We start from the raw sequence: 13,419 nt of genomic DNA, 5'->3' as shown, positions 1-13,419 counted from the left end.
TTATAATAAGAATATTCAATATTTTTCAATAGATAAAATGTTGAGAAATATTTTTTTGTGCAGGGTGGGATACGTAGAATAAGAAAATACAAAACTTCTACTAGTTTATGTTTTACACATAACCATAAAGTGGGATCACTCGTTCTTTTGTTTTGATGGCGATAGAGTAGTGCTAGGAAAGGAAATAACAAACAGCCCAAGTTCCTCATTGGAACTCGGGCTGTTTGTTATTTAAATGAATGCTTTCCATATGGATTCTTATAAAATTTCGAATCAGTTTATGTAGATTCACTTTACAAAAAGGCTGTTATTTATTTTAAGTGCAATAGTCATATTCGCTCGATTCACTTATTTTTTTTGCAATAAGTAAATGATCACCACCTAAGGAATCCGATTGAATTCTTTTTCTATTTATATTCTAATTACCTTTTAAATTATCAGAAAATTATTGAAGAAGTTTTTTCCCTTCAATATATCACTCTATCACACTTAATTTCTTGCTAGTATATACATATCAATATACAAATAAACATAGTAGAAAGTGGGGAGAATTATGGTAAGTCACCTAAAAACAAAAGATATGATCACACAACTTTTAAATAATTGGTATCAAGAGATACGTGCCCAGCACCTAAAAGAAGCAACACACTTAAAAGACGAAATTGATAAATACATAAATAGCATTAATGAAGATTCAAATTTACTATTCCATTACTCACTTCTTACTTTTCGCTTTAAAGTTCTGCTTGATCATTTAAGCATCACACCAACAAGCTTCCAGACAATTGATTCACTGAATATACCCAAAAATGAATCGTTGTCTTATTATTATCACTTTTTCAAAGGGATTCACGCCACACTAATTTCAAACAACAATGAAGCCTGGGAATACTACGAAAAAGCCGAAACGCTATTACAACATATTCATGACGATCTTGAAATAGGTGAGTTTAGCTATCGTTTTGCTAACTTCTATCTTCATACCTATCAACCTCTATTAGCAATTCAACATGTGACTAAAGCTAAAGAGATTTTCTCTAAACATAATGGTTATGAAAATAATGTTGCCGCTTGTGAGAACTTATACGGTTTAGCATGTATTGATATAAAACAATTCCCTGTAGCAGAAGAAAAATTTAATTCTGCAATAGATATTTTACGTAAAAATAATGAGGATTCCCTAATATTAAGAGTCCGCAATAATTTAGGGTTTTTATATAGTAGCCAAAACTTATCCACTTTAGCAATTCGACACTTATCAGAAGTAACAACTAAAACTCCGGAGCATTTTAAAGCCCTTTTCCTTGAAGCTAGAGAACATTTCAAACTCGGTGAAGTTAATCAATCGGCCGAGTTGATCGAACGAGGGGTGGCGATTTGTGAGCAATTAGACAATAAAGAATACCTATATCATTTCAAAATTTTAGATTGTATGAATAAAGGTGTTCCAGCTGCTATTCTCGAAGAATTATCTTGGGAAGCTATCTCATTTTTCGACACACAACAACTCTATAATTACACACAAGAATACACTGAAAAATTAGCAATCAAGTTTTACGAAGAAAACGACACTGTAAAAGCTAGTAAATACTTTTATATTAGTCATCAAGCTAAAGAAAAAACTTTCGAAAAAGGAGCGTTAAAATAATGAAAAAACTTTTTGGAACGATTTTAGGCTTAGCACTTTCAGCTGCTTTATCTATAGGGTTAGCATTCCCTTCACAATCAGATTCTAAAGAACAGGTTAATTCGACTAAATCTAGTACAATTATGTACATGCAATCCAGCCACGGTGACTCCTGGTAATATAAAGAGATTCTATATCATTAATTACGAAAAGGGCACTCCCTCAATGGAGTGCCCTTTCTTAAACAACATATAGCAGACTACTTATTAACTTCAGCCCATTTAACCTTAAACTCTGCACCGAAATTATTTGCTTCTAAGCCACATTAATATACCATTTCACTAAATTTAAAATCCCCTCCACCATAAGGCAGAGGGGATCTTCTAATTCCTATCTCAAACTACCCGCAATCTCCGTAAAGATAACTCCAAGCGCATGTGCACCTGCATCTGGATAGCCTAAGCTTCTTTCACCAACTGTACCAGCGCGACCCATACGAGCTACGATTTCTTTCGTATACTCTGCTCCTTTAACCGCTGCTTCTGCTCCTTTTTCAAAGGCAGTTTTCACGTCTACTTCGTTTGAAGCGCTAGCTAACCAAGAATCTACACATGGAGCAAGTGCATCAACAAGTGTTTTATCACCAACTACCGCTCCTCTACCGAACGATCTTTCACCGATAGATTGTATGCCTTGAAGTGCCGCTTGCAATATTTCAGCGAACTCTTTGGCTGTTAACTCACGTTTTTCGCCTGCTGCTTTACTAGCTGCGCGGAATGCTCCGCCCCAAATTGGACCAGAAGCGCCGCCGCAATGTTCCATAATAATCATTGAACAACCGTCAAGGAATGATCCAATCGTTACATTCTCTTGTCCTAAAATAGAATGCCACTCACGCTTTAATTGCTTAAATCCTTTTGCAACACTCATTCCGAAGTCGCCGTCACCTGCATGTGTATCTAACTCACAGAACGGTACTTCATTTTTAATAATAATGTCACTCATTTTATCAACGAGATAGATCATGTTATTTAATGTAATGACATTATTTTTAATAACAGCGTGCTCTTCCGCTGTTTCTATTTCGAAGGAAACTTCCTTCTCTTCTACATCTTCAAGCACATTCACGTACTCTACACTTTCAACTGGTCCATCTACTTTAAACGCTGGTGTATTACACTCTTTCGATAACAACGTTTTTAACTCGTCATCTAACTTCATCACTGTTAAAGACATACCAGCCATATCGATACTCGTCATATAATTACCGACGAATACTCTATTGATTTTAATGTTTCTAGCAGCTAATTCTCTCGTAACTGCATTATTAAATAGATAAAGTTCTTGCAGTGGTGTGCCGCCAAAACCATTTACTAGAAGTGCGATTTCCTCACCATCTTTTACTCCTAAATCTTTTATTAAATCATTTGTCATACGGTTAGCTAATTCATCTGCTGACAGCGTTTTTTCACGTTTAATACCTGGTTCACCGTGAATACCTACGCCGTATTCCATTTCATCTTCCGCAAGTGTAAAAGTAGGTGATCCGCTTGCTGGAACTGTACAAGAAGTTAATGCTAAACCGATTGTACGCACGTTAGCCGCTGCTTTTTCCGCTACAGCTTTCACCGCTCCTAAATCCATTCCTGCTTCCGCTGCTGCGCCGGCAATTTTATGCACTAAAATAACTCCCGCAACACCGCGGCGTCCTACTGTATACAGGCTATCTTCTACCGCAATATCATCGTCTACTTTTACGTAGTCGACTTCAATTCCATCTTCAGTCGCTAAATGTGCACCGTTTTTGAAATTCATAATATCGCCGCTATAATTTTTAATAATTAATAACGTACCTTTTTTACTAGCTGTCTCTTTAATCGCCTGATATACCTGAATTTGTGAAGGAGAAGCAAACACATCTCCGCACACTGCTGCATCCAGCATTCCTTTTCCGACTAGACCTGCATGCGCTGGCTCATGACCACTACCGCCGCCGCTAATTAACGTTACTTTATTTTCATTCATTTCTTTCTTCTTAATAACTTTATACTTTTTCAAAAACTCAAGCTCTGGATGAGCCATCACCATTCCGTTGCACATTTCCATTACTAATGTTTCTGGTTTGTTTATAATCTTTTTCATTGTGATTCTCCCTCAATTCCTTTAATATATTGTGATATATTTGAAATCTTCTTCTTACTACTCATAGTAAAATGAAAGCGTTTTATAGTAAACGGACAAAATGGACAATCTGTCTAAAGACACTTCTTTCATTTGTAGATAGGATTTTCATATTACTACATTCTAGGGATGATTCAGATGACCTCTTCTATAATTTCTAAAAAGATAATCGCGAACTCATTGAAACATTTAATGGAAACAGAATCGTTTCATAAAATATCAGTGAGCGATATTATGTTACACTGTCAAATGCGTAGACAAACTTTTTATTATCATTTTAAAGATAAATTCGAACTATTAAGCTGGATTTATAAAGAAGAAACGAAAGAAAATATTATAGACTTTCTTGATTATGAAACATGGGAAAACATTTTCGATTTATTATTTGATTACTTTTATGAAAATCAAAAATTTTACCGAAATGCCTTTAAAGTCATTGAGCAAAATTCGTTTAATCACTATTTATTTGAGCATACGAAAAACTTATATATGAAGATTATTGATGAACTATCCATGAGCTGTAGATTCAGCCTTTCGAATGAGACAAAAAATACGATTGCCTCTTTTTATAGTCACGGCTTCGTTGGGACGATAAAAGATTGGATTGAAAGCAAATGTGAAGTAGATCCATCCATTATGTCTTCTCTCATGAAAAATATGATAAACAATCAATTACTACTATTACTCGAGCAATCAGCAAAGTAATTAAAGGGTGGCAAAAGCAATGAAAAAGATTATGAATGATGTAGAAAATATTGTTCAAGATATGCTGCATGGCTTTTATTTTGAACATAACGACAAAGTAAATTACGACGAAACACATAACATCATTTATGTAAAAGATATCGCAGAAATGAAACAAAATGTCGCCATTATAAGCGGCGGTGGTAGCGGACACGAACCAGCCGATATTGGCTATGTAGGAAAAGGTATGCTTACAGCGGCAGTAAACGGCAGTATCTTCACTCCCCCTACAGTGGAACAAATTGTGGCGGCAACTCGCTTAATGCCACAAGATAAAAGTATTTTATTCATTATTAAAAACTTTAAAGATGACGTAGAAAACTTTTTAGCTGCAGAACAAATCGCCAAAGAAGAAGGAAGACAAATTGACCACATCATCGTAAATGACGACGTTTCAATTGAAGATGATGCTTCTTTTAATAAAAGAAGACGCGGCGTAGCTGGCACCGTTTTCGTTCAAAAAATATTAGGTGCGGCCGCTGAGAGCGGTCATTCTTTAGAAGAACTAACAGCACTTGGCCAATCTGTCATCCAAAACTTACACACATTAGGAGTCGCCCTTTCACCTGCAAACGATCCAGTACAAGGAAAAGCTTCATTCACATTAAACGACGATGAAGTCTTTTACGGCGTTGGTATTCATGGCGAAAAAGGTTACCGCAAAGAAGCACTATCCTCTTCTGAAATATTAGCGATTGAACTTATGAACAAACTAAAAAGCATTTATCGCTGGAGAAAAGGTGACAACTTTGCCATCCTCATTAACGGACTCGGTGCGACACCATTAATGGAACAATACATTTTCGCAAACGATATTCGCCGTTTATGTGAGCTGGAAGGCTTACATGTGAAGTTCGTAAAGGTTGGTACCCTTCTCACTTCTTTAGATATGAAAGGTGTTTCGCTCAGTTTGCTTAAAATAGAAGATTCGGATTTGGTGAAGTGGTTGAAGGCGGATGTTAGAGCGAGTGGTTGGTAACAATAAACTAAACATTATGATGATTGAACGTTTAGTAATCAAAAGTACTGACTTATATGAAGAATGTATAAACCTTAGGTATCTGTAAATAAATCGAAGCATACATACTATTTGCAAGTTATCCGCCAGTTTCGAAATGCGGTTATCCAGTCGGAGAAAGGCACCTTAATGTGTCTTTTTTTTATTTTCAAAAGGACCTGCTCAATTATTGCGTAAAAAACATAAAGTAAATTGAATCCGTTAAAATACATGAGTGACCCCTTGTTTTCCCCTCTTATTAAAGGAGGAACTATTATGGGATTTGGTGGTAGTTGTGGCGGCTGTGGATTTTCTGGCGGCTTTGCTTTATTAGTAGTATTGTTTATTTTATTAATCATAGTTGGAGCTTCTTGCTTCTGCTAAACAAACTATCGGAAAAGACACTCTTATATGGGTGTCTTTTCTTTGTAATAAAAAACTCTCCATAAAGGAAAGTTTTTAGGTTTATACATTCAAGTCATCCAAATTAGTTATTTATACAGCACCTTATCACTTTCGGTCTTTAGTGTGACATATAAATAATCCTTCCCCTACACAAAGTTGCTCAACTAACTTTAATTCCTTAGATCCAAAACTTATATAATTAACACACACATCATCATTAAATTCATTTTCTTACATCAATAGTTAGCTCATCTGTAATCTGCTCAAGATGAAAAAATCTTTTTATATAATGGATATCTGACCATTTTTCTTCCCCGCCAATAATAAATAATTCTTGCGCATCATACATAAATGAAAAGCTTGGATAGAAACTGTCAGCCTTTAATCCAATCTCACCAGTATTATTGCTGATAATTTTAAAGTCCGCTGAATAACTTAATAACGTATAAAGAGAATCTTGTGCTGATTGGAAGAAATACTTCATAAGTGTAGTTATATCATCACTATTAGTAATTAACACCTTAAAAAAGTTCGTATTCCTTTTCTTATTAGTAAAAATCAGCTCAAAATGAAATTTATTCTCTTCTAAAAACCCTTCAATAAAGTCCCTACACAAATAAGTTTCAAATACCATATACATAGGAAGTTTGTTAAGTGCACCTATAAATCCTTTAATGATTTCTTCAAATCCTGTATGCTGATTCCAATTCGTCCCCACTCCTATCATAATAGGACGATTTAAATAGATAGGATACGGTGATAATCCTTCATCTTTTAACATATACACTCGTTTTTCATCTGTATGAAAAGCAGGTCGATACTCTTTTAGTAAGTATTGAGATAATTGAACATGTAACATATTTACACCTACCTATCATGTAATACATAAACTATATCTATTAAGTTAGAAAATGCAATGAATTATCCATATTTTACCGTGTTTAAGCGTGGAGAACTAGAATAGATCGTAATCTTATTGGAAGCTTACAGGTCTCCAGGATAATAAATTAACATCGCACCTACAAACGAACAAACTAAACAAAAAATAGCTTCGTATTTTATGACTAAAGAAGAGTTCGTATCAAGCTTTTTCCCCTTTCTTTTACATATCATTTTAAACATTTTAAATAAAACTCTATATATTACATACCCAACAATTGCCCCGAGGGTATTCGTAAATAGATCATCAATATCTGTAATTCTATTATTTAGTAATTGATTTAACTCAATTGCCAATGAAAAAAAGAATCCCGCACATACGGTGTTTGTCATTTTTCTAAACTGTGGCCAAATAGTCGGTAATAAAAAACCTAACGGCATAAACAGCAAAATGTTCAAAAGATACGTAGTACTACCTGCCGTATCAAATAGAGTCAAGTTAATTTGATTTACACGAATCCACGTTTCATATCTACTTATATCCCATACAGTCGCGATTTGCGTCACCCCATATACTAGCGAAAGGTAGAATAGAAAAACATATACCCATAGAAAATGCCCAATAGATATATTTCTTTTCGCTTTACAATAAAACCCAATTTGAAACACAATACAAAAAATAATAGTAAAGAAATAAGTATACAAATAACTCATCAAAACTTCTGTATCCATGCAGAATCCCCTAACTTTACATTTTCATCTATGACTTTATCGTTTTTAGTATCCTTCTTGATGTAACTCATTTATAGGATAGGAAAAACTTTTAAAATAAAAAATGGGGTAAACATAAAATTTTTCTTAAATCTTCAGTTGGGTTTTATTATTACTCTTCTTAGGAATCCGCCATTGATAGCTAGGCAACAACATGCTTAAACCTAACAATATTATCATTTGCACACGAAAACCTCGTAGTGTTTTAACCGATGAAACATATATAAAATCATGTGAATCGTTTGTTCAGTTAAAACATGAAATTAAGAAATATATGACGTACTATAATCACTCTTGCTATCAATAGAATTTAAAGAAGATGACTCCTGTTTGCATACAGAAATCATCTTTTTTAGGTTGCCTAACTTTTTTAGAATGTCCTTTACAAAAGGTACAGATCAAGAGCACCTCATTCCTATTTAAGGGGCTCACGTATACCTTCTCCCCTTAAAATCACCAAAACCCATTTACAAATCTATAAAAGTAGATATAATATCCTTATGGAACCTTTATTAATTTATAAAGCATTGTCAAATGAAACAAGATGTCAAATTTTATCATGGTTGAAAAATCCAGAAAACCATTTCGATGAAAAACCTTATCTAGAGCAAGGCCTTAGCTTTCAAGTTGGAGTGTGCGTAGGAGATATCCAGCTTAAAACTGGCTTAGCCCAATCGGTTATTTCTAGTTATTTATTAACAATGAAAAAGGCAGGATTACTAGACTCTGACCGAATTGGAAAATGGACATACTATCGCCGAAATGAAAAAACAATACGAGAGTTTTCTGAATACGTTCAAAACGAATTATAAAATGAAAGCTACTAATCAATCTACATATCAATTGATTATTAGCTTTCACACATTCTGCTTTTTTACAGGCATCCAATTATTTTTTTATAAAATTGCACTACCTATAAAAGCAAGAAACATAGAAAGGAGAAAATTTTTTAATATATCATATCTAGTTATTTAGATATCTGTTATTGTATTTGAAATTACATAGTCCAGATAATATTGGCATCCAATCATACTTGTAATAATGCTTCTTTGTTAATGAATTTACTTTCAAAATACCGATACGAATGGAGAGTTTTATAAATGAAAAAAGTAAATCCTTTACTTATTCTGACACTCGCAATAGGTGTGTTCGGAATTATTACTACCGAGATGGGTATTGTCGGTGTATTACCACAAATCACTCAAAAATTTGGAATTTCAACTACACAAGCTGGATTTTTAGTAAGTATATTTGCACTAGTTGTTGCTATTTCTGGTCCGTTTTTAATTCTGCTCGTCTCTAGTATTAATCGCAAAATAATTTTATTAACAGCAATTTTTGCATTTGTTATTTCAAATATAATCTACGCTTATACAACACAATTTGAAATCATGCTTATTTTCCGTATTTTACCGGCAGCACTTCACCCACTCTTCTTTTCAATTGCTCTTGTAACAGCTGCTAAACTTGTCCCTCCAGAAAAGAGCGGTCAAGCGGTTACAAAAGTTTTCATGGGAATTACTGTTGGCTTTGCTTTAGGTGTACCACTAACCTCTTACCTTGCAGACCAATTTTCACTCGAAATTGCTTTCTTATTCGGAGCGCTTGTTAACACTCTTGCATTCATTGGAATACTAATCCTACTTCCTTCTATGCCTGTTAAAGAAAAAATGTCTTTCGGCAAACAAATTCGTATACTCGGCAAACCAGGATTATGGTTAAATATTTTAACCGTCACATTCCTTTTTGCAGCCATGTTTTCCGTATACAGCTACTTCGCTGAGTACCTTGCCAAAGTAACTTCCATGAATGGATCTCTCATCAGTATCATGCTATTCATATTTGGCATAGTTATGATTTTAGGCAATCATTTATTTGGTAGTCTCCTGCAAAAAAGTATAGTAAATACAGTAATATTATTCCCTATCCTATATTCTATTGTTTACATATTGGTTTATTATTTAGGTTCCTACCTTGTTCCAATGATTTTTATCGTATTCATTTGGGGAATCGTACATGCTGGTGGATTAATTGTTGGTCAAACATGGTTAATAAGCGAAGCAAAAGAAGCGCCTGAATTTGGTAATAGCCTATTCGTTTCATTCTCAAATCTCGGAATTACTTTAGGAACAACTATTGGAGGCTGGTTCATTTCAAACTTAGGTATTCACCAACTTATTTGGAGCGGATTCATTTTCACACTACTCTCATTTCTATTAATTATAATAAAACTAAAATTTTTCAATTCTAATAGCCAGGCTTCATTATCAAGTTAGTACATTTTCAGTTTCAAATTTTATAAACTAAAAAGTATAATGATCAAAGCCTTTAGCCATAATTACGACTAAAGGCTTTTTTGTATATAAAGTGAAACTTTACTCAGTGGGGGGTTTTGTTCATCCCCCACTGAGTATTAGCCTTCACCAATCGGGCGTTTACGGGCCGCAGGGTTCCCACCTAACTTCTTTGCTCCAGCTGAATTTTGAGGTGGGAACCCTGCTGCCCACAAATAGCGGGATAAAAATAAATCTAAAAGGAGCTAATTTTATGGAACATAATCAAAATGGAGTACTTGCTTTAATTGTTTTGTTTTTAGGATTAGTGTTTTTTGTTAGTGGAATGGTTTATCATTTATGGGGTTCTTATTAATTTCAACTTTTAGAAAGATAAATAATTTAAAAACTAAAACGTGTATTGTAATTATCGATATGGCATATTTCCAAAAACAACTTAACATGGTAAAATAATATTCGGACGGGAGTCCAATATTATTAAAATTAAGATGGTTCAAGTCGGAGAAAGGCACCTTAGGGTGTCTTTTCTTTATTTTCAAAAGGACCTGCTCAATTATTGCGTAAAAAACATAAAGTAAATTGAATCCGTTAAAATACATGAGTGACCCCTTGTTTTCCCCTCTTATTAAAGGAGGAACTATTATGGGATTTGGTGGTAGTTGTAGTAGTTGTGGCGGCGGCTTTGCTTTACTAGTTGTATTGTTTATTTTATTGATCATTGTTGGAGCTTCTTGCTTCTGCTAAAAAACTATCGGAAAAGACACTCTTATATGGGTGTCTTTTCTTTGTAATAAAAAGCTCTCCATCACTTTCGGTCTTTAGTGTGACATACAAATAATCCAGTTCCCCAAGCGCCCATATTCCACAGCCCCTTCTTTGTGCTTTTCTTTTCATTTATATTTCAATTTCAAATATAGTAGAAACTCATTACAAGGCTAGTTATATATACAATTATTATAGATAATATATACCTTTCACCACATGTATCATTCTGAATAATTAAAAACAAATATTAAAAATTCCATATAGACCCATTACTGGTTAAAATGTTATAATTAAACTACCCTACATATTTACTCATGTTCAGGATGAGTAACTAACGTCTTATTAAGTAATGCGCATAACTTAAATAAACAAGACACTGCAAAGTGTCTTGTTTATTTGCATCAAGTTTCCTTTTTATCCCAAAATAAATATAATAAAATGTAACATTTAATACATATAAAGAAAAATATAGATTTATTAAATCATTATGGCACCCATGAAAGTACTTTTATTTTGGAGGAACAAACTATGAACAAAAAGTTATTAACATCATTATTATGTAGCACATTCTTATTTGGATTATCAGCTTGCAGTTCACATGATACATCTAGCATTGAGACTCCCACGACTAAAGTCGCAAGCCCGAATCCTTACGGATTTACGGGTGGGATTCTTGAATGACTAAACGTTCGCAGTCCATTTCTGTTTTAAACAGCCTTCAAGATGAGGGCATCTCATTGCCCCTCCTAAACCAGACCATATAGGTGCTTAGGCTGATTGACTGTTACCATCAATCACAGTTGCGTAGCGAATATTCATCGCCCCAACGATATCACGATGTGTCCCAAACCCACATGGACACTTGTATTTTCTGTCTTGTGCCTTATTCTTTTCAGCGCATTTCGGACAGCTTTGACTTGTATAAGCCGGATTTACATATTCAACCTGAATACCAACTAATGTTGCTTTATACGCAATAAATCGTGACAAACGATAGAATGACCAAGCGTGTAGGTTTTTTTCGTTTTTACGGCTTGTTCTTGCCGTCTGTCTTATATTCGTTAGTTGCTCTAAACGAATGACAGAAATATGATTAGCAATTGCAAAATCAATGATTTCACGACTTATTTTATGATCTTTATCTTGCATCCATCTTTGTTCTTTATCATCAAATCGCCGAATCGCATTCACTTTTTTGTCTTTTCCTAACTTCTTACGAACACTACGAAACTTACGCTTCCTATATTTATTTTGCCTACCATTCCCAAAGAAACGAACCTTGTCATCGTCTGTGATTGCTACCGCGGGGACTTTGAGACCTAGGTCTACTCCTAAAATTTTCGTCCCTGCTCTTTCATTTGTAGGAAGTGTGACAGATATTTGGGCCATCCACTTATTCGATTTCTTTGTGATACGAAGTGTACCCAACTTATGTTTTAACAAATCCAAATTGCGATTTTTTTTATCGATTAATAAAGCACGGACCTTTAAACGAGTTGACTTTCCTTTTACCTTAAACGGGATTGAAATATGAGTGGAGTCAAATGAATAATTTTGATTGTTCCATACACAAACAGGTCTCTTTAAAATCGGAATGATTTTATACTTGCTTTTCTTTACTTTTGTAGCAAATAAGCCTTTCGCGTCTTTAATTGCTTGATTCTTCACCGCACTTGGTATATTCGCTTCAATATCTTTCGTACTTTTTTTCGTACTTTCCTTTGTTTCAACCATTTCAGATATAAGTGTATTTATGAGTTTAATGTACTCTCGGCTACTTTGTTCCAATAAACGAATTTGTTCTTTTGTGGGAAGCAATTTCACTTTCACTGTTAGGGTCTGTGACATACGTTTCACCCCTTTGTTTTTTGATTCTCAACATACTATTTTATTGTCTCATTTGATACACTTCCAGCAGTAGAAACAAAATGGGAACGCGTCTATAAACTTTGCAAGTGCTTGTGATGAGGGAATTCTTCTCTCAAACACTTTAATGTCACTCCTTTTATTTTTGCCCTTGTATCAGCAGGACTAAGTGTTGACAGTGTATTTAAAAACAAATGAACGTGTTTGGTATCCTATTCCATTGCGATACTAACAATATCAAGATCGTTACATATCTCTTCAACCAACACTTTGAAACATTCTTCTATAATCATTTATCATAGTTACAATGTATCATTTATTTTCTAAAAATTACAACAAACAGACCCAAAGAAACTACCTATTCTTTGGATACTTAAAGTACCACGAACCTTACGATTTTTAGTGGTACTCCGTATCCAACCTCACTTTCATCCCATGCCTAAAGGCAATGGGCTTTCTCGTTCGGAAAGGGCTGTAATGGAGAAGTTAAAGCACAAGGTATATTTAAAGTATTAGACGTCGCAGTTTATAATCGTCAAGAGGAACCCATTACACTAAATAGCAATAACTTTAAATTAATTGACGGAACCGGAAGAGAATATCACATTTCTAATGAATCTCAATTAGTACTTAAAGCTGCAAATACTGCTACATTTAAATTTGGTGTTCTTAATCCTAATGAAAATTCGGAAGGGAACATTGTATTCGATGTTCCGAAAAATACGCAAGGATTAACTTTAAAAGTGAGTGGCGATATGTTGGGTAAAGGTATCGAGTTAAAAGTGGAATAGTCAAAGAAAATATAAAATAGATAAACCACTTTTACTAGCATAACAAAAAGTACAGCCTCTGTATTAACTACAGTAGACTGTACTTTTTCATTTGTGATT

The 13,419-nt window shown here is 34.2% G+C and carries 13 protein-coding genes and 3 pseudogenes; 11 read left to right on the top strand and 5 right to left on the bottom strand.

Going from position 1 to position 13,419, the window contains the following annotated elements:
* The first annotated feature begins 553 nt into the window (after positions 1-553).
* Entirely contained in the window at positions 554-1,648 is a 1,095-nt protein-coding gene (locus JFT95_RS03145) for a response regulator aspartate phosphatase (protein ID WP_201051374.1), read from the top strand.
* Positions 1,648-1,806 carry a hypothetical protein gene (locus JFT95_RS03140; RefSeq protein WP_002087237.1) on the top strand — a complete coding sequence of 53 codons (159 nt, stop codon included), beginning with the start codon at positions 1,648-1,650 and terminating at the stop codon, positions 1,804-1,806. The genes JFT95_RS03145 and JFT95_RS03140 overlap by 1 nt, the downstream gene beginning before the upstream one ends.
* A 211-nt stretch (positions 1,807-2,017) precedes the next feature.
* Here JFT95_RS03140 and dhaK read toward each other — a convergent pair whose 3' ends face one another.
* Positions 2,018-3,769 carry a dihydroxyacetone kinase subunit DhaK gene (gene dhaK, locus JFT95_RS03135; RefSeq protein WP_105589568.1) on the bottom strand — a complete coding sequence of 584 codons (1,752 nt, stop codon included), beginning with the start codon at positions 3,767-3,769 and terminating at the stop codon, positions 2,018-2,020.
* 177 nt (positions 3,770-3,946) lie between these two features.
* On the opposite strand from dhaK, the gene dhaS reads away from it, so the two are divergent.
* The 3 genes from dhaS to JFT95_RS03120 all read left to right on the top strand — a co-directional run bounded on the left by dhaS (position 3,947) and on the right by JFT95_RS03120 (position 5,933).
* Positions 3,947-4,513, top strand: a complete 567-nt coding sequence (dhaS, locus tag JFT95_RS03130) for a dihydroxyacetone kinase transcriptional activator DhaS (protein ID WP_002140640.1) — start codon at positions 3,947-3,949, stop codon at positions 4,511-4,513.
* Between the two features lie 19 nt (positions 4,514-4,532).
* On the top strand, positions 4,533-5,531 hold the full coding sequence (gene dhaQ / locus JFT95_RS03125; RefSeq protein ID WP_201051372.1) for a DhaKLM operon coactivator DhaQ: 999 nt from the start codon (positions 4,533-4,535) through the stop codon (positions 5,529-5,531).
* 294 nt (positions 5,532-5,825) lie between these two features.
* Positions 5,826-5,933: a YjcZ family sporulation protein gene (locus JFT95_RS03120; protein WP_000505673.1), complete on the top strand. Its 108-nt coding sequence runs from the start codon at positions 5,826-5,828 to the stop codon at positions 5,931-5,933.
* A gap of 244 nt (positions 5,934-6,177) precedes the next feature.
* Here the strand turns inward: JFT95_RS03120 and JFT95_RS03115 are convergent, their stop codons facing one another.
* Together JFT95_RS03115 and JFT95_RS03110 are read right to left on the bottom strand one after the other, a co-directional pair.
* Complete coding sequence (locus tag JFT95_RS03115; RefSeq protein WP_201051370.1) at positions 6,178-6,813, bottom strand: hypothetical protein; 636 nt, start codon at positions 6,811-6,813, stop codon at positions 6,178-6,180.
* Between the two features lie 125 nt (positions 6,814-6,938).
* Positions 6,939-7,565, bottom strand: a complete 627-nt coding sequence (locus JFT95_RS03110; RefSeq protein ID WP_201051368.1) for a VanZ family protein — start codon at positions 7,563-7,565, stop codon at positions 6,939-6,941.
* A gap of 244 nt (positions 7,566-7,809) precedes the next feature.
* Here JFT95_RS03110 and JFT95_RS29425 point away from each other — a divergent pair.
* The 5 genes and pseudogenes from JFT95_RS29425 to JFT95_RS29835 form a co-directional block, all read left to right on the top strand.
* Positions 7,810-7,911 (top strand): annotated as a pseudogene (locus JFT95_RS29425) (TetR family transcriptional regulator); the annotation flags it as partial.
* A 193-nt stretch (positions 7,912-8,104) separates the two neighbouring features.
* Positions 8,105-8,416 (top strand): ArsR/SmtB family transcription factor, encoded by a 312-nt coding sequence (locus JFT95_RS03105; protein WP_002087249.1) that lies wholly within the window; start codon positions 8,105-8,107, stop codon positions 8,414-8,416.
* Positions 8,417-8,704: 288 nt separating this feature from the next.
* Entirely contained in the window at positions 8,705-9,880 is a 1,176-nt protein-coding gene (locus JFT95_RS03100; RefSeq protein ID WP_002140622.1) for an MFS transporter, read from the top strand.
* 660 nt (positions 9,881-10,540) lie between these two features.
* Positions 10,541-10,642, top strand: coding sequence for a YjcZ family sporulation protein (locus JFT95_RS03095; protein WP_000505688.1), 102 nt, complete (start codon positions 10,541-10,543; stop codon positions 10,640-10,642).
* A 549-nt stretch (positions 10,643-11,191) separates the two neighbouring features.
* Complete coding sequence (locus JFT95_RS29835; protein ID WP_181150758.1) at positions 11,192-11,344, top strand: hypothetical protein; 153 nt, start codon at positions 11,192-11,194, stop codon at positions 11,342-11,344.
* Positions 11,345-11,431: 87 nt separating this feature from the next.
* Here JFT95_RS29835 and JFT95_RS03085 read toward each other — a convergent pair whose 3' ends face one another.
* Both JFT95_RS03085 and tnpA read right to left on the bottom strand, forming a co-directional pair.
* The gene (locus JFT95_RS03085) at positions 11,432-12,511 is read right to left on the bottom strand and encodes an RNA-guided endonuclease InsQ/TnpB family protein (RefSeq protein ID WP_085309502.1); all 1,080 of its coding nucleotides are present in this window, start codon (positions 12,509-12,511) and stop codon (positions 11,432-11,434) included.
* A 35-nt stretch (positions 12,512-12,546) separates the two neighbouring features.
* Positions 12,547-12,816 (bottom strand): annotated as a pseudogene (tnpA, locus tag JFT95_RS03080) (IS200/IS605 family transposase); the annotation flags it as partial.
* Positions 12,817-13,005: 189 nt separating this feature from the next.
* Here tnpA and JFT95_RS03075 point away from each other — a divergent pair.
* Positions 13,006-13,320 (top strand): annotated as a pseudogene (locus tag JFT95_RS03075) (DUF4352 domain-containing protein); the annotation flags it as partial.
* Positions 13,321-13,419: the final 99 nt, after the last annotated feature.

Source organism: Bacillus sp. TH17 (assembly GCF_016651125.1).
GTDB lineage: Bacteria > Bacillota > Bacilli > Bacillales > Bacillaceae_G > Bacillus_A > Bacillus_A mycoides.
This window is presented reverse-complemented; position numbering and strand designations above follow the sequence as displayed.